We start from the raw sequence: 17474 nt of genomic DNA on the forward strand, positions 1-17474 counted from the left end.
GCGTGACAAATATTCAACCAGGTTGAGAGTGTTTCATGTTAATCGAAGGGATAAAAAGCGCAGACGGCGGCCACCGTCTGCGTTACAAGGCAGGTTACAGCAGTTGTGCGAGGCGATTAATATCCGATTGCAGTGCGCCGGCCGTGACATCACGACCGGCACCCGGCCCGCGGATCACCAGCGGGTTGTCGCGATACCAGCGGCTCTCAATGGCAAACACGTTATCGCACGGCAGCAGTGCGGCCAGCGGATGTTCCGGACGGACTGCTTCCACACCGACGCGGGCTTTACCGTTGGCATCAAAACGCGCCACATAGCGCAGCACCAGACCCATCTCCTGTGCCGCTTCGAAACGTTGCAGCATTTGGTCGTTCAGCTCATCGGCATTCTCGAAGAAATGGTCGATGGATTCGTCTTCGCAATCCGCTGGCACCAGCGATTCAACACGCACCTGATCAGGTTCGATGTCATAACCGGCTTCACGCGCCAGAATCACCAGCTTGCGCATCACATCCTGGCCCGACAAATCCACACGTGGATCGGGCTCAGTGAGGCCTTGCTGCCACGCCTGATCCACCAGCTCACTGAACGGCACCGTGCCATCAAACTGCAGGAACAGCCAGGACAACGTGCCGGAGAAGATACCGCTGATAGACAGAATGCTGTCACCGCTTTCACGCAGATCGCGCACTGTGTGGTTCACCGGTAAACCAGCGCCGACGGTGGCGTTATACAACCAGTGACGACCGGTTTTGGCGAACGCATCCCGAATCTGCCGCCAGGTTTGGCTGCTGGATGCGCCCGCGACTTTATTCGCGCTGATGACGTGGAAACCGTGGCTGGCGAAATCGAGATACTGCTGTGCCAGTGGCGCGCTGGCGGTGACATCCAGTACCACCAAATCATCGAACGGATGGGCACGCATCCACAGGAACAGCGACTCTTCATCACGCTCTTCCGCTTCGTCATCAAAAAAGGCGAGCGCACGGCTGGCTTCCAAACCTTCGTAGCTCAACAGACTGCGGCTGCTATCTGCCACACCCGCCAGCACATATTCAAAGCCGGTGCGCGCCGATAAGCCTTCCTGCTCACGCGCAAACAGTTCCAGCCATCGTGAGCCAATGTTGCCTTTGCCAAACAGCATCAGACCGATGCGTTTTTCCGCACGGAACAGTGACTGATGCAGACCCTGGATTAAGTGCTGCGTCGGCCCCACACGCAATACGGCGACAATACTGATGTGATCTTCCGACTGCCAGACGAATTCGACCGGCTGGTCTTTGATTTGCTGCCAGAAGCGATGGCTGTGCAGCGGGTTACGCGTCACGCCTGCACCCACTAATGCCACCAGCGCTAATCCATCACGCAACTGCAGATGGCCCGGCAGCGCAGCATCCTGCAGCAGATTAAAGGCGCTATTGACCACTTCCGAGGTATAGCAGAGTTGCAGCAGACGGCGATCGGGATGGACTCCCATCGCCAGCGGACGCAGTTGCGCGCGCTTAAGCAGCAGATCGATCTCTTTCTGCTGCGTTTTAAAATCATGGTTTTCGGGAATGTGAATCTCCACCAGGCACACATCGTCGTGGCTGGTGACGATACGTGCGCCGGTGCCGGAAGCCAGTACGCGCTCAATACGCGTTGAGCCCTGCTCCGGTTGATAGCTGCAGCGCAGTTGCAAATCGATATCGCTGTTAGAAACCGGCTGCAAGGTACGCGTATGCAGCACCGGTGCCGCCAGACGCGCCAGTTCGCTGGCTTCGTCTAAGCGCAGCAGTGGCAGTAAACAGGCGTCCGAGACTTTGCGCGGATCCGCGCTGTAAACCCCCGCCACATCACTCCAGATGGTCACGCGACTGGCACCCGCCAGCGCTCCAATCTGCGTCGCCGAGTAATCCGAACCATTACGCCCCAGCAGTACCGTTTCACCCGCATCACTGCGGCTGATAAAGCCGGTCACCACCAGGCGTTTGTGCGGATGTTGAGCCAGCAACGCCTGCAGCAATGGCCAGGATTTGCCTTCATCGACCTGCGGCTGCGCCGCACGCTCCGCACGAAGGAAGTCACGCGCATCTAACCACGCAGCTTCAATATCGCGCTGGCTCAGCACGGCGGCCATCAGCCGCGCCGACCAGATTTCACCGTGCCCCACCACTTCGGCATACACCGCATCGGTGATAGAGCCGTCAAGCAGTGCCGCCAGACGTTCCAAATCGCGAATAAACGCAGCGGTCAGGGTTTCAGCATATTCAGCAGGCAACAGCGCAGCAATCAGCTCACTGTGATAACGCCGTAATGCCTGTTGCACCTGGTGGGCGGATAAGCGATCGCTTTGGCTCAATTTAAGCCAGCTAATCAGCTGATTGGTGGTACTGCCCGCGGCAGAGACCACCATTAAGTCGCCTGGTTGACTGTAATCCGCCATGATACTGGCGACACGCTGATAACAACGCGCGTCGGCCAGGCTACTGCCACCAAATTTGTGCAACTGCCTGGTCGGCGTTCCCGCGCCTGCTGAACTCGTCATGCTTACCCCTCGGCTGCGATCCTGAATGCATTATCCAGATCGGCGATTAAATCTTCGTGATCTTCAATTCCGACAGAAATACGTAACAGCGTTTCCGAAATACCCGCTGCCGCGCGCGCTTCCGCAGACATCCCTGCATGCGTCATGGTGGCGGTGTGCGAAATCAAACTCTCTACACCACCGAGCGACTCCGCCAGCGTGAACAGTTCCAACGCCTTGAGGAAACGGCGCAGACGCGTTTCGTCGGCGTCAATTTCAAAACTTAACATCGCGCCAAAGCCACGCTGTTGACGTACCGCATACTCATGGCCGGCATTTTCCGGCAGAGACGGATGATACAATTTTTTCACCAGCGGTTGTTGCTTCAGGTAATCAACAATCGCCAGTGCATTACGTTGTGCTGCGGCCATACGCGGCGCCAGCGTGCGCAGTCCGCGCAGCAACAGGTAGCTATCAAACGCTGCGCCGGTTACACCAATATTATTTGCCCACCAGGCAAGGTCAGTGGCCATGGCTGAATCTTTGGAAATCACCGCACCGGCGACCACATCGGAGTGACCATTCAAATACTTGGTACAGGAGTGGATCACCAGATCAGCGCCCAGCGCCAGCGGGTTCTGCAATGCCGGGCTAAGGAAGGTGTTATCCACCACGCTGATTGCACCCGCTTCACGCGCCGCCTGGCAAATGCCGGCGATATCCACCACGCGCAGCAGCGGATTGCTTGGGCTCTCCACCAGCACCAGTTTTGGTTTCTCGGCCAGCGCGGCGGCCAAAGCAGCCTTGTCACCCTGATCAACAAACTTCACGCGATAGGCACCGCGTTTGCTCAGGCTATCGAACAGGCGATAGCTGCCGCCATAGCAGTCATGTGGGGCAACCAGCAGATCGCCCGGCTTCAGGAACACGGTTGTCACCAGATGAATCGCTGACATCCCGGTATTGGTTAATACCGCGCCCGCACCGCCTTCCAGTTCTGCCAGCGCGCGTTGTACTACATCACGCGTAGGGTTACCACGACGTGAGTAGTCATGCGCACGCGGCTCATTGAAGTCGAGGAAGTTGTAGGTGCTGGAGAGATGAATCGGTGGGACAACGCAGCCATATTGCTCGTCATCATTCAAACCGCTGCGTACTGCGATGGTTGCCTGTTTACGCGTCATGGTGCTTACTGTTCCTGAAGAGTAATAAGAAGTGGCAACAGGATAACATTCAGCGCATAGACGTCAATACATCTGGACATCTAAATGTCTTTGCGTATAGATTGAGCAAATCACCAATACCCGCTAAAATTACGCGTCATCGCCTGGTGTTCAGCGCGCTTTCCTGTGAAAAGCGATGCGTAAGCATAAAACCGGCAGTTTAAGCGGTCAGGCACAGAAAAATCGGGCATAATCAACGGATTTCCCCATATTCAACTTTTATTGATTAAGGTAACCCATGGCTGAGTGGAACGGCGAATATATCAGCCCTTACGCTGAACACGGTAAGAAGAGCGAGCAGGTTAAGAAGATTACAGTTTCTATCCCGCTGAAAGTGCTGAAAATTTTAACGGATGAACGCACGCGCCGTCAGGTGAACAACCTGCGTCATGCCACGAATAGCGAATTGCTGTGCGAAGCCTTTTTGCATGCTTTCACCGGGCAGCCTCTGCCGAATGATGTCGATTTGCGCAAAGAACGCAGCGATGAGATTCCAGAAGAAGCCAAACAGATTATGCGTGAGATGGGCATTGATCCCGATAGCTGGGAATATTGAGTCCAGAAATAAAAAAACCCAGCCAAGGCTGGGTTTTTTCTTGCTTCCGAATCCGGAGATTCGACGGCAAATAATCTTATTTCTTGCTGGTTGGAACGCTGAAACGCTTGTTGAAGCGATCTACACGGCCACCAGAATCAACAACACGCTGCTTGCCAGTGTAGAACGGGTGGCATTTGCCGCACACGTCCAGGTTCAGGCTGCCGGTCATGGTTGAACGGGTGTTGATCACGTTACCGCAAGAGCAGTTGATGGTCACTGCTTCGTATTTCGGGTGAATACCTTGTTTCATGGGAGAACCTCATAAAAGGCCGTGTCGCTCTCTATGCCAGGCGAACCTGCACAGCACCACACGCGGTTAATAATTAAGTGTATCTTTGACGAGCGATCTCATCAAAGGCGGCATAGTATACAGAAAATAACCGAATCAGGCAAATCGTCACGATAGATACCCGCTGGTTGTATCAGCGTGTACACTACTTCTCCTTATTACAGAACCGGATAGAGATCGACATGCCCGTTGTTCAGGTTGCCCTGCCCGTTCCGCTGCCTCGCCTGTTTGACTACCTGCTGCCCGCCGATGCGCCGCAGCCGGTGATGGGCGTGCGTGTCAGCGTGCCGTTTGGCAATCGCAAAATGATCGGCATTGTGGTGGCAATAAAAGAGAGCAGCGATCTGCCTCTGACTCAGCTCAAACCGCTGGAAAGCGTGCTGGACGATCAGAGCCTGTTCTCTCCGGCGCTGTGGCGCATCCTCCATTGGGCGGCAAGCTACTACCACTCTCCACTGGGCGAAGTGCTCAGCCATGCGTTACCCGTACTGCTGCGCCAGGGCAAACCCGCTCAGGAAGCACCGCTTTGGCAATGGGTGGTCAACGACGCTGGCCGTGAAGTGGCGATGGAGAGCCTGAAACGTGCACCGAAACAGCAGCAGGCGCTGGCGGCACTGCGCCAGCAGCCTCTGTATCGCCATCAGGTCAGCGAACAGGATCTCACTGACGCAGCGCTGCAATCACTGCGCGCCAAAGGGCTGTGCGATCTGCGCGAAAACGCGCCGCAGATGCACGACTGGCGCACCACCTTTGCCGTCAAAGGCGATCGTCTGCGTCTTAATACCGATCAGGCGATGGCGGTAGGCGCGATGCGCAGCGAAGACGATCATTATGCAGCCTGGTTGCTGGCGGGCATTACCGGTTCGGGCAAAACCGAAGTCTATCTCAGCGTGTTAGAGAATGTACTGGCACGCGGCAAACAGGCGCTGGTGCTGGTGCCGGAAATCGGTCTGACACCGCAAACCATTGCTCGCTTCCGTGAACGCTTCGATGCGCCGATCGATGTGCTGCACTCGGCACTCAACGACAGCGAACGTCTTGCGGTGTGGCTGCGGGCGCGCAGTGGCGAAACCGCGATTATCATCGGTACACGTTCAGCGCTGTTCACACCGCTGGCTCGCCCAGGCGTGATCATTATTGATGAAGAACACGACAGCTCCTACAAACAGCAGGAAGGCTGGCGCTATCAGGCGCGCGATCTGGCGGTGTTCCGCGCCCACGAAGAAGATATTCCGATTGTGATGGGTTCAGCGACACCGGCGCTGGAAACCCTGCACAACGTACGCGTCGGCAAGTATAGACAGCTCAATCTCACTAAACGCGCTGGCAATGCTAAACCGGCTTTACAGCAGCTGATCGACCTTAAAGGCCAGCAGCTTAAAGGCGGACTTGCGCCCGCATTGCTGGGCAAAATGCGCCAGCACCTGCAGGCCGATAATCAGGTATTGCTATTCCTCAACCGCCGCGGATTCTCGCCTGCATTGATGTGCCATGACTGCGGCTGGCTAGCGGAGTGTCAACGCTGCGACAGCTATTACACGTTGCATCAACATCATCGCCAGCTGCGCTGTCACCACTGTGATAGCCAGCGCCCGCTGCCTAACCAGTGCCCGGGTTGTGGTTCCACGCACCTGATGCCGGTCGGTGTCGGCACAGAACAGCTGGAGCAGCAGCTCAGCACGCTCTTTCCCGGCGTGCCGGTGTCGCGCATTGACCGCGATACCACCAGCCGCAAAGGCGCACTGGAACAGCATCTGGCGGATGTACATCGCGGCGGTGCACGCATTCTGGTAGGTACACAGATGCTGGCCAAAGGGCACCATTTCCCCGACGTGACGCTGGTTTCTCTACTGGATGTCGATGGTGCCTTATTCTCTGCCGATTTCCGCGCCGCCGAACGCTTTGCTCAACTCTATACCCAGGTAGCGGGCCGCGCCGGGCGAGCCGGCAAACAGGGTGAAGTGCTATTGCAGACGCACCATCCCGAGCATCCGCTATTGCAGACGCTGCTGCATCGCGGCTATTTCGCCTTTGCTGAAGAAACCTTGCTGGAACGCCAATCGGTGCAGCTGCCGCCGTGGACCAGCCATGCGCTGTTCCGTGCGGAGGATATGGATAATACGCAGGCAGCCGAATTTCTCACGCAGCTGCGCAATTTACTGGAAGCCAGCCCGCTCAAAGATGAGGCTATGTGGCTGATGGGGCCGGTTCCGGCGCTGGCACCGAAACGCAGTGGACGCTGGCGCTGGCAACTGCTGCTTCAGCATCCCTCGCGTAAACGCCTGCAGCAGCTGCTGAGCAGTTCGCTCCCGCTGATCTCTACCCTGCCCGCCGCGCGCAAAATCAAATGGACGCTGGATATCGATCCCACCGAGAGTTAGGCCGCATGACATCTGCGAGCCAGATCGAAAAAAGTCGCACAAGTCACAATTTTTATGCAAATTAAGTAACAACCTCACCCGACGTTGGGTTATCAATAGTGCCCATCCCGGCTGAAGCCCGGCAATGTCTGAAAATCAATGCGCTGTACCGCGTCAGGAGTTATACGTTGGACCAGAAGCAACCTTCATCCGCTGCCACTATGAAAGATGTGGCCGAGAAAGCTGGCGTGTCTACCGCCACGGTTTCTCGCGCGCTGATGAACCCGGAAAAAGTCTCGGCTGCCACCCGGCAGAAAGTAGAACAAGCGGTTATTGATGTCGGCTATGCGCCACACGGGCTGGCGCGCAATGCCAAGCGCGGCGAAACGCAAACCATATTGGTGATAGTGCCGGACATCTGCGATCCCTTCTTTAGCGAAATCATTCGTGGCGTCGAAGTCACAGCGGCGCAGGAGGGCTATCTGGTGCTGATTGGCGACTGCGCACATCAGGATCAGCAGGAAAAAACCTTCCTCAACCTGATGCTGACGCGCCAAATCGATGGCATGGTGCTTCTGGGTTCACAACTGCCTTTCGATGCGGGAATTGAAGATCAGCGTAACCTGCCGCCAATGGTGATGGGCAACGAATTCGCCCCGGAAATGGCCCTGCCTACCGTTCACATTGATAACCTGACAGCGGCATTTGAAGCGGTCAATCATCTGCTGCAACTCGGTCATCGCCAGATTGCCTGCATTACCGGGCCAGAACATATCCCGCTCAGCCAGTATCGTTTACAAGGCTACATTCAGGCTCTGCGTCGCAGCAGTATCGCTATTGATCCCACGATGATTGTGCACGGTGATTTCACCTTTGAAGCTGGTGCCAATGCGCTAAAACAGCTGATGAGCTTACCGCAGCCACCGAAAGCCATTTTCTGTCACAGTGATTTGATGGCATTGGGTGCGATGAATCAGGCACGAAAACTGGGCATGCGCATTCCACAGGATCTTTCCGTGGTGGGGTTCGACGATATCGAACTGGCGCAGTATTACGATCCTCCACTCACCACCGTGGCACAGCCGCGATTTGCCATTGGTCGCGAGGCGATGTTGCTGTTGCTGGATGAACTGCAGGGCAAACGTGTCAACAACGGCTCACGTTTACTCGACGCGGAATTACGCGTGCGTGGAAGCACCGCTCCCGCCACAAAACGGGAAAAATAGTCTAGGCTTCAGTGCATTTTCAGCGGATTCTGAAGGCAGACTGTGCTGGTCAAAGTTCCAGCCCTTGAGTAACATGACGCATTCATTGCCGGGCAATTAACAGAACATTTACACCCGTCTCAATTAGGGTTTCGCCCATTGGCATTTTTTTGAAGGGTATCAGAACGAAAGTGGCACAGAGAGATTATGTAGGCCGCGGGCGTTCAACAGGGACGCGTCGCAAAAAACCCGCAGCGGGCCGCAGCAAGAAAAGCAAAGGCGGCTCCGGCACTTCAAAGTTGATGATAGTACTGGCCGTGGCCGTGCTGGTCACCTTTGCCGGTGGTTTATGGTTCATCTCTCATCATAAAAAAGAAGAGACTGAGGTCATTCCGAATCATAAAGCCAACGGCAACGGCCTTCCGCCTAAGCCGGAAGAGCGCTGGAAGTACATCAAAGAGCTGGAAAATCGCCAGATAACCGTGCCGACGCCGACGGAGCCTTCTGCAGGTGGTGGCGTGCAATCACAAGCACAGCTGACGGATGAGCAGCGCCAACTGCTTGAGCAGATGCAGGCGGATATGCGCCAGCAACCGACGCAGCTGAATGAAGTGCCGTGGAACGAACAAACTCCGGCGCAGCGCCAGCAAACCCTGCAACGTCAGCAGCAGGTGCAGGTACAGCAACAACAGCAACAGCGCCAGCAACAACAGTTACAACAGCAGCAGCGCCAACAGCAGTTGCAGCAACAGCAGGCAACGCGTCAGCAGCAGCCTGCACCAATAACGCGTGAACCGGTGCAACAGCCGAAACCACAGGAAACGGCAAAAGCGAAACCGGAAGAGAAAGCCGCTTCGCAGCGCTGGATGGTGCAGTGCGGATCGTTCAAAGGAACCGATCAGGCAGAGTCTGTGCGTGCTGGCCTGGCCTTTGAAGGTTTTGAGAGTCGCATTACCACCGGCGGTGGCTGGAATCGCGTAGTTATCGGGCCGTTCAAAGACCGCAGCAGCGCTGACAGCACTGTCAAACGCTTACACAGCTCCGGACACGGAAGCTGCATTCCTCTCGCTTTACCTTAAGTCATTCGCCTCGCGGCAAGTGCGTGAATCCCCTGAGCTTACATCAGTAAGTGACAGGGGTGAGCGCACCTCGCTAACGCATCTGCAATATCAAGTAAGACAAATCTCGGGGTTGAAACCCTCCAAACCTACCCCATATCTGGTTGCATGATACTTCGTGCTCTGTGCGCGAAGTTCCTTTTCCACTGCAACAAGGGGTCTGCCCGTGACAACAATAGTAAGTGTACGACGCAACGGCCGTGTCGTGATTGGCGGTGATGGCCAGGCTACGCTCGGCAACACCGTGATGAAAGGCAACGTGAAGAAAGTGCGTCGTCTCTACAACGATAAAGTGATCGCTGGTTTTGCCGGCGGCACCGCAGATGCCTTCACCCTGTTTGAATTGTTCGAGCGCAAGTTAGAGATGCACCAGGGTCACCTGGTGAAAGCAGCGGTCGAGCTGGCTAAAGACTGGCGCACCGATCGCATGCTGCGTCGTCTTGAGGCGTTGCTGGCCGTTGCTGATGAAAACTCTTCGCTGATCATCAGCGGTAATGGTGACGTTATCCAGCCTGAAAATGACCTGATTGCTATTGGTTCTGGCGGTCCTTACGCCCAGGCAGCGGCGCGCGCCCTGCTCGAGAACACCGACATTGGTGCCCGCGATATCGTTGAGAAGGCGCTGAACATCGCCGGCGATATCTGCATCTACACCAACCACAACATCAACTTCGAAGAATTACCGTCTAAGGCTAAGGACTAAACATCATGTCTGAGATGACTCCCCGCGAGATTGTCAGCGAGCTTAACCGCTTTATCATTGGCCAGGACGGCGCTAAGAAGGCCGTGGCGATTGCCCTACGTAACCGCTGGCGTCGCATGCAGCTCGATGAAGAGCTGCGCCATGAAGTCACGCCAAAAAACATTCTGATGATTGGCCCGACCGGTGTCGGTAAAACCGAAATCGCGCGTCGTCTGGCAAAGCTCGCCAACGCACCATTCATTAAAGTTGAAGCCACGAAATTCACCGAAGTGGGTTACGTCGGTAAGGAAGTCGACTCGATTATTCGTGACCTGACCGACTCCGCCATCAAGATGGTACGCAGCCAGGCTATCGAGAAGAACAAATACCGCGCCGAAGAGATGGCGGAAGAGCGCATTCTTGATGTGCTGATCCCACCGGCGAAAAACAACTGGGGTCAGGCTGAACAGAACGCAGAACCCTCTGCTGCCCGTCAGTCATTCCGCAAGAAACTGCGTGAAGGCCAGCTGGACGATAAAGAGATTGAGATCGATCTGGCGGCATCATCGGCCGGTGTTGAAATCATGGCCCCTCCAGGCATGGAAGAAATGACCAGCCAGCTGCAGTCGATGTTCCAGAACCTCGGCGGTCAGAAGCAGAAAGCGCGCAAACTGAAGATCAAAGAAGCCATGAAGCTGCTGATCGAAGAGGAAGCGGCAAAACTGGTGAATCCGGAAGAACTGAAGCAAGACGCCATCGAAGCCGTTGAGCAGCACGGTATCGTGTTTATCGATGAAATCGACAAAATCTGTAAGCGCGGCGGCCAGAATGCCGGCGGCCCGGATGTGTCACGCGAAGGTGTACAGCGTGACCTGCTGCCTCTGGTGGAAGGCTGCACCGTGTCCACCAAGCACGGCATGGTGAAAACCGACCACATTCTGTTTATCGCTTCTGGCGCGTTCCAGGTGGCGAGCCCGTCAGATCTGATTCCAGAACTGCAGGGCCGTTTGCCGATTCGTGTCGAGCTGCAGGCACTGACCGTGAATGACTTTGAACGTATCCTGACTGAGCCAAACGCGTCTGTGACCGTACAGTACAAAGCGCTGATGGGCACCGAAGGAGTGAATATTGATTTCACTGAAGACGCTATCCGTCGCATTGCTGAAGCCGCATGGCAGGTGAACGAAACCACCGAGAACATCGGCGCACGTCGTCTGCACACCGTGCTTGAGCGTCTGATGGAAGATATCTCTTATGACGCCAGCGATCGCAACGGCGATTCCGTCACCATTGATGCTGAATACGTTGGCAAGCATCTGGATGAATTGGTGGCCGACGAAGATCTCAGCCGCTTTATTCTGTAAAGGTTCCATCGTTATCCGCTGCCCGGCCACTGTGCCGGGCATTTTTTTACGCAGGATATTGATGCAGCGCTTTTTTTAGCGGGTGATGATTTTGCCAACAATCGTCAGATAGCGATATACTTACCGCTCCTGTGGCAAACAGACGATACCCTCATGAAATACGATACTTCCGAACTCTGTGACATCTACCATGAAGAAGTGAACGTGGTTGAACCGCTTTTTTCCAATTTTGGCGGACGCACCTCATTCGGTGGGCAAATCACCACAGTGAAATGTTTCGAAGACAACGGCCTGCTTTACGATCTGCTGGAAGAGAATGGCCGGGGTCGCGTGTTAGTGATTGATGGCGGCGGCTCAGTACGTCGTGCACTGGTCGATGCGCAACTGGCGCGGCTGGCGGCGCAAAACGAGTGGGAAGGACTGGTGATTTACGGCTCCGTTCGTCAGGTTGACGATCTGGAAGAGCTGGAAATTGGTATTCAGGCGATTGCGGCAATTCCGGTAGGTGCTGCGGGTGAAGGTATTGGCGAAAGTGACGTGCGCGTAAACTTTGGCGGTGTGACCTTCTTCTCGGGAGACCACCTTTATGCGGATAACACCGGCATCATTCTGTCGGAAGACGCCCTCGATATCGAGTAAACCATAACAAAAACGGGTGCCGCAGCACCCGTCATGGGTTTAAGCAAAGACGCTTAAACCTCTTCCATTTTTCCCAACAGTGCACGCAGACGCTCCTGCCACACGTGCTGTTCTTCTTTCAGATGCTGGTTTTCACGCACCAGTGCATCCTGGTTGCCGGAAGCCTGGCTGGCTTCATTGCGCAGCGTATTATTCTGATCTTTCAGCTCTTCGATTTCCATCTGCAGCAGGGTGATGGTATCAATCGCCTGCTGTACTTTCGCTTCCAGTTTCTCGAACACTTCAAATGACATCTTTATGACCTCTCCTAAATCTCTTGCAAGGCGTTGATGGTGCTGGGACTGCCTTGTTATGGTGCGTCCAGCCACGATGTCCCGATTGTATGTAGCCACACCCCGCAAGTCCAGCGGCACAAGGCCTGCAAGGGCAGTCTGTAACACTTTTCAGTTAATGCTTAAAAAAACGCTCACGATCGCGCATTTTTGCGCGCGGTCACGGTATTGGACTTAGGTAAAGCAGGGTTAATGGGCCTTAAAGAAAGGTAAAAGACGCGAAAACGCGCATTTTTATGACGGAGTACACATATTTCGATTTCGCTATTTCTCGTTTATGCTCGTTAACGATAAATTCACATCAGCCCTACATAAGAGCTGGGTGACTCATGGATTGAGAACAAAAACTGATAAAATTTAACCTCGCTTCAGGAATACCATTATGAGTCAGACAACGAACACACTAAAAGGTCAGTGCATCGCCGAGTTTCTCGGCACCGGTTTGATCATCTTTTTTGGTGCAGGCTGTGTGGCTGCGCTTAAACTGGCCGGTGCTGCATTCGGACAGTGGGAAATCTGTATTATCTGGGGTCTCGCCGTCTCCATGGCGGTGTATCTCAGTGCTGGCGTATCCGGCGCGCATTTGAATCCAGCGGTAACAGTCGCGCTGTGCCTGTTTGCTAACTTTGAAGGTCGCAAAGTTCTGCCGTACATCCTGGCGCAGGTTGCCGGTGCCTTCTGTGCGGCGGCGCTGGTTTATGGTCTCTACTACAATTTGTTCTTTGATTTCGAAGCAAGCCATCAGATGGTGCGTGGCAGCGTTCAGAGCCTCGATTTGGCCGGCATCTTCTCTACCTATCCAAACCCACACATCAGTGTCGGTCAGGCATTCCTGGTTGAGATGGTGATTACGGCGGTATTGATGGCGGTGATCATGGCGCTGACCGATGACGGCAACGGTGTACCACGTGGTCCACTGGCTCCGCTGTTGATTGGTCTGCTGGTTGCCGTGATCGGTGGTTCGATGGGCCCGCTCACCGGCTTCGCACTCAACCCGGCGCGTGACTTTGGTCCTAAACTGTTTGCCTTCATCGCAGGTTGGGGTGAGGTGGCGTTTACCGGTGGCAAAGATATTCCTTATTTCCTGGTTCCGATTTTTGGCCCACTGGTGGGTGCTTGCCTCGGAGCCTTTGGTTACCGTTCATTGATTGGCCGTAATCTGCCGGCCAACGTGGCGGAAGCCAGCAAAACAGAAAAACCGGTCGCACGCGCTGAGCAGCGTAAAGCGTAAGTTTCATCGTTAATCATCAGGAAAATAAAATGACTACGACTGATAAAAAATACATTCTCGCGCTCGATCAGGGCACGACCAGCTCACGTGCTGTGGTACTCGATCATGACGCGAACATCGTCGCCGTCTCGCAGCGCGAATTCACCCAGATCTACCCGAAAGCGGGCTGGGTAGAACATGACCCAATGGATATCTGGGCGTCACAAAGCTCAACGCTGGTCGAAGTACTGGCCCATGCTGACATCCGTTCTGATGAGATTGCCGCGATTGGTATCACCAACCAGCGTGAAACCGCCATCGTATGGGATAAAGAGACCGGTAAGCCGATCTACAACGCCATCGTCTGGCAGGATCCACGTACGGCGGACTACTGTAACAAGTTGAAGAAAGAGGGTCTGGAAGAGTACATCCAGCACACCACCGGTCTGGTGATTAACCCGTACTTCTCAGGTACCAAAGTGAAGTGGATCCTCGACAACGTTGAGGGTGCGCGCGAGCGTGCAAAACGTGGCGAGCTGCTGTTCGGTACCGTTGATACCTGGCTGGTGTGGAAAATGACGCAAGGGCGTGTGCACATCACCGACCACACCAACGCCTCTCGCACCATGATGTATAACATCCACAAACTGGAGTGGGATCAGCGCATGCTGGAGATCCTTGATATTCCGCGCGAAATGCTGCCGGAAGTGAAAGGCTCTTCTGAAATTTACGGCCAGACCAACATTGGTGGTAAAGGCGGTACGCGTATTCCGATCGCCGGTATTGCGGGTGATCAGCAGGCGGCGCTGTATGGCCAGCTGTGCGTACAACCGGGTATGGCGAAAAACACTTACGGCACCGGCTGCTTCATGTTGATGAACACCGGCACCGAAGCTGTGACCTCTACGCACGGCCTGCTGACCACCATCGCCTGCGGCCCGCGTGGCGAAGTGAACTACGCACTGGAAGGCGCGGTGTTTATCGGCGGTGCATCCATTCAGTGGCTGCGTGACGAGATGAAGTTGATCAATGATTCAACCGACTCTGAATACTTCGCGCTGAAAGTGAAAGACTCCAATGGCGTCTACATGGTGCCTGCGTTTACCGGTCTGGGTGCGCCTTACTGGGATCCGTATGCGCGTGGTGCTATTTTCGGCCTGACCCGTGGTGCTAACGCTAACCACATCATCCGCGCCACCCTGGAGTCGATTGCTTACCAGACGCGTGACGTACTGGAAGCGATGCAGAACGATGCGGGCACCCGTCTGCAATCCCTGCGCGTGGATGGCGGTGCAGTCGCCAACAACTTCCTGATGCAGTTCCAGTCAGACATTCTCGGTACGCGCGTTGAGCGTCCGGAAGTGCGTGAAGTCACGGCGCTGGGCGCAGCTTACCTTGCTGGTTTAGCCGTGGGCTTCTGGAGCGATCTGGAAGAGGTGCGTGCTAAAGCCGTGATTGAGCGTGAGTTCCGTCCAAGCATTGAAACCACCGAGCGTAACGTGCGTTACGCAGGCTGGAAAAAAGCGGTGGCGCGTGCTCAGGCATGGGAAGACGCAGAGTAATACTTCAGACCCGCGGCTCCCTGCCGCGGGTTTTCTCCCCGCCCTACTTTCCCCCTCCGTGCTACACTGCCTGCCTGTTTTTTATCAGGTGCAACCATGAAACGAGAACTCGCGATTGAATTTTCCCGTGTGACCGAAGCCGCTGCGTTAGCGGGCTATCACTGGTTAGGACGCGGCGATAAAAATGCCGCCGACGGCGCAGCCGTCCACGCTATGCGCATTATGCTCAATACCATCGATATCGACGGTCAGATTGTGATTGGCGAAGGTGAGATCGACGAAGCGCCGATGCTCTATATCGGTGAAAAAGTCGGTACCGGCCGTGGTGATGCGGTGGATATTGCCGTGGATCCTATTGAAGGCACGCGCATGACGGCGATGGGCCAGGCCAACGCACTGGCAGTATTAGCCGTGGGCGATAAAGGCAGCTTCCTGCACGCACCTGATATGTACATGGAAAAACTGATTGTCGGGCCGGGCGCACGCGGTGCCATCGATCTCAACATACCGCTTGAAGCCAACCTGAAAAACATCGCCATCGCCCTGGATAAACCGCTCAGCCAGTTGACCGTGTCGATTCTGGCTAAACCGCGTCACGATGCGGTAATTGCTCAGCTTCAGCAGCTCGGCGTGCGCGTATTTTCCTTCCCGGATGGTGACGTGGCCGCCTCGATTTTGACCTGCATGCCTGACAGCGAAGTGGATGTGCTTTACGGCATCGGCGGTGCGCCAGAAGGCGTGGTGTCAGCAGCAGTGATCCGCGCGATGGATGGCGACATGCAGGCGCGCCTATTGGCACGTCACCACGTCAAAGGTGACAGCGAAGAGAACCGTCGCCTGGGCGAGCAGGAGCTGCAACGCTGCGCTGAGATGGGCATTAAGGCCGGGGAAATCCTGAAGCTGGAAGAGATGGCGCGTAACGACAACGTGATCTTCGCCGCCACCGGCATCACTACCGGTGACCTGCTGAAAGGCATTACGCGCAAAGGCAACATCGCCACCAGCGAAACCCTGCTGGTACGCGGTAAATCACGCACCATTCGCCGCATCCAGTCGATCCACTATCTGGATCGTAAAGACGCGGCGCTGCATCAGTTTATCCTGTAATCGCCTGCTTGCCGCTCTCGGGATGACGTGAGAGCGGCCACCAGCACAGCAGCATCACCAGTGACGTGACAAACATCAGCATGCCAAGGCTCGACTGATCGTGCTGCGGCATCAGCGCCGACAGCCAGGCAATTACGCCAGAACCCAAATTCTGTATGCCACCAATCAGTGCACCCGCACTTCCCGCTAACCATGCATACGGCTCCATCGCGCCGGACGTCGCCAGTGGGAACAGCATGCCAGCACCAAAGAAGAATAGCGCGGCAGGCACCAGCAACGTCCAGATATTCATCACGCTGAACCATGCCGGAATCCACATCAGCAGACCCGCCAGCAAGCAGCTGTTCACGCCGTACCACATCAGCGTATGCCAGGATTTCTGCTCACGCCCGGCAAACCACGCACCAAAGAACGCTGCAGGAATCGGCAAGATAAACAGGATGCTGACGGTCAAACCATCCAGACCAAGCACGCCGCCCATCAGCACGCCACAGCTGGCTTCAAATACCGCAATACCCGCCAGTGCGCCTATCAGCAGGAAGAGATAACGCACAAAATTGCCGTCGCTCAGCAAGGTGGCATAACGACGCAGGAACGGCGTAACGGGCGTATCCACCGGGCGCGTTTCCGGCAGCCAGCGTGCCATCGAAGCGGTCACGCCCACACACAGCAGTAGCAGAAAAGCAAAACAGGCGTGCCAGCCAAACAGATGGGTCAGCAGTGCACCTATTACCGGTGCCAGCAGCGGGCTCACCAGAATCCCCATATTCAGCAGGCTATTGGCCTGACGCAAGGCGATACCGGAATAGAGATCGCGCGGCATAGTGCGAGCCATAACACCCGCGACACCAGTACCCAAACCCTGTACCGCAGTGCCCAGTACCAAAATATGCAGTGATGGCGCGAACATAGCGATCACTGCCCCCACGGCAAAGATCGACATACCGATAAGGATCACCGGACGGCGACCAAAACTGTCCGACAGCGGACCGTAGATCAGCTGCGATCCGCCATAGGTCATCAGATAAGCGGCCATCACCTGCTGCATGGAGCCACTGCGCACATTGAGTGCTTCCGCCATGTCTGTCATCGCCGGCACATAAATGGTTTGCGCCATCTGCCCGACCGCCACCAGCACGATCAGCATGAATAACAGGAAGCGGTTTTGCGTTTTATTCGTCAACATGGAACAAAATGTCTGCCTGAGAAACAAAATAAAAGCAGCACTAAAAAAGGCTGCCGGGGATTTATGGCGGCAAAAATATCAGGATTCAGTGAC

At 55.4% G+C, this 17474-nt stretch carries 15 protein-coding genes; 10 read left to right on the plus strand and 5 right to left on the minus strand.

Annotation, left to right across the window (positions count from 1 at the left end):
- Positions 1-94 precede the first annotated feature (94 nt).
- Complete coding sequence (locus LBW88_RS23745; protein ID WP_224934961.1) at positions 95-2527, minus strand: bifunctional aspartate kinase/homoserine dehydrogenase II; 2433 nt, start codon at positions 2525-2527, stop codon at positions 95-97.
- Positions 2528-2529: 2 nt separating this feature from the next.
- Positions 2530-3690 carry a cystathionine gamma-synthase gene (metB, locus tag LBW88_RS23750; protein WP_224934963.1) on the minus strand — a complete coding sequence of 387 codons (1161 nt, stop codon included), beginning with the start codon at positions 3688-3690 and terminating at the stop codon, positions 2530-2532.
- Between the two features lie 277 nt (positions 3691-3967).
- Here metB and metJ point away from each other — a divergent pair, with 277 nt between their 5' ends.
- Positions 3968-4285, plus strand: a complete 318-nt coding sequence (gene metJ / locus LBW88_RS23755; protein ID WP_007885403.1) for a met regulon transcriptional regulator MetJ — start codon at positions 3968-3970, stop codon at positions 4283-4285.
- 76 nt (positions 4286-4361) lie between these two features.
- On the opposite strand, the gene rpmE is transcribed toward metJ, so the two are convergent.
- Positions 4362-4577 (minus strand): 50S ribosomal protein L31, encoded by a 216-nt coding sequence (gene rpmE / locus LBW88_RS23760; protein WP_084935629.1) that lies wholly within the window; start codon positions 4575-4577, stop codon positions 4362-4364.
- A 221-nt stretch (positions 4578-4798) separates the two neighbouring features.
- Between rpmE and priA the strand changes: the two genes are divergently transcribed.
- The 6 genes from priA to rraA all read left to right on the plus strand — a co-directional run bounded on the left by priA (position 4799) and on the right by rraA (position 11984).
- Positions 4799-6997, plus strand: coding sequence for a primosomal protein N' (priA, locus tag LBW88_RS23765; protein ID WP_224934965.1), 2199 nt, complete (start codon positions 4799-4801; stop codon positions 6995-6997).
- 167 nt (positions 6998-7164) lie between these two features.
- Positions 7165-8202: a DNA-binding transcriptional regulator CytR gene (gene cytR / locus LBW88_RS23770; protein WP_224934967.1), complete on the plus strand. Its 1038-nt coding sequence runs from the start codon at positions 7165-7167 to the stop codon at positions 8200-8202.
- Positions 8203-8372: 170 nt separating this feature from the next.
- Complete coding sequence (gene ftsN, locus LBW88_RS23775) at positions 8373-9260, plus strand: cell division protein FtsN (protein ID WP_224934969.1); 888 nt, start codon at positions 8373-8375, stop codon at positions 9258-9260.
- 205 nt (positions 9261-9465) lie between these two features.
- Positions 9466-10002, plus strand: a complete 537-nt coding sequence (hslV, locus tag LBW88_RS23780) for an ATP-dependent protease subunit HslV (RefSeq protein WP_100701986.1) — start codon at positions 9466-9468, stop codon at positions 10000-10002.
- A gap of 5 nt (positions 10003-10007) precedes the next feature.
- Positions 10008-11345, plus strand: coding sequence for an HslU--HslV peptidase ATPase subunit (gene hslU / locus LBW88_RS23785; RefSeq protein WP_224934972.1), 1338 nt, complete (start codon positions 10008-10010; stop codon positions 11343-11345).
- Positions 11346-11498: 153 nt separating this feature from the next.
- Positions 11499-11984: a ribonuclease E activity regulator RraA gene (gene rraA, locus LBW88_RS23790; RefSeq protein ID WP_034823742.1), complete on the plus strand. Its 486-nt coding sequence runs from the start codon at positions 11499-11501 to the stop codon at positions 11982-11984.
- 53 nt (positions 11985-12037) lie between these two features.
- On the opposite strand, the gene zapB is transcribed toward rraA, so the two are convergent.
- Positions 12038-12277 (minus strand): cell division protein ZapB, encoded by a 240-nt coding sequence (gene zapB / locus LBW88_RS23795; protein WP_034823745.1) that lies wholly within the window; start codon positions 12275-12277, stop codon positions 12038-12040.
- A 421-nt stretch (positions 12278-12698) separates the two neighbouring features.
- On the opposite strand from zapB, the gene LBW88_RS23800 reads away from it, so the two are divergent.
- The 3 genes from LBW88_RS23800 (at position 12699) to glpX (ending at position 16195) form a co-directional block, all read left to right on the plus strand.
- Complete coding sequence (locus LBW88_RS23800; protein WP_224934974.1) at positions 12699-13547, plus strand: MIP/aquaporin family protein; 849 nt, start codon at positions 12699-12701, stop codon at positions 13545-13547.
- Positions 13548-13576: 29 nt separating this feature from the next.
- Positions 13577-15088, plus strand: a complete 1512-nt coding sequence (glpK, locus tag LBW88_RS23805; RefSeq protein ID WP_224934976.1) for a glycerol kinase GlpK — start codon at positions 13577-13579, stop codon at positions 15086-15088.
- A 96-nt stretch (positions 15089-15184) separates the two neighbouring features.
- Positions 15185-16195, plus strand: a complete 1011-nt coding sequence (gene glpX / locus LBW88_RS23810) for a class II fructose-bisphosphatase (protein ID WP_224934978.1) — start codon at positions 15185-15187, stop codon at positions 16193-16195.
- Here glpX and emrD read toward each other — a convergent pair.
- Positions 16185-17381: a multidrug efflux MFS transporter EmrD gene (emrD, locus tag LBW88_RS23815; RefSeq protein WP_224934980.1), complete on the minus strand. Its 1197-nt coding sequence runs from the start codon at positions 17379-17381 to the stop codon at positions 16185-16187. The genes glpX and emrD overlap by 11 nt on opposite strands.
- Between the last annotated feature and the right edge of the window lie 93 nt (positions 17382-17474).

The sequence above is a fragment of the Pantoea sp. alder81 genome (assembly GCF_020179835.1).
Lineage (GTDB): Bacteria > Pseudomonadota > Gammaproteobacteria > Enterobacterales > Enterobacteriaceae > Pantoea.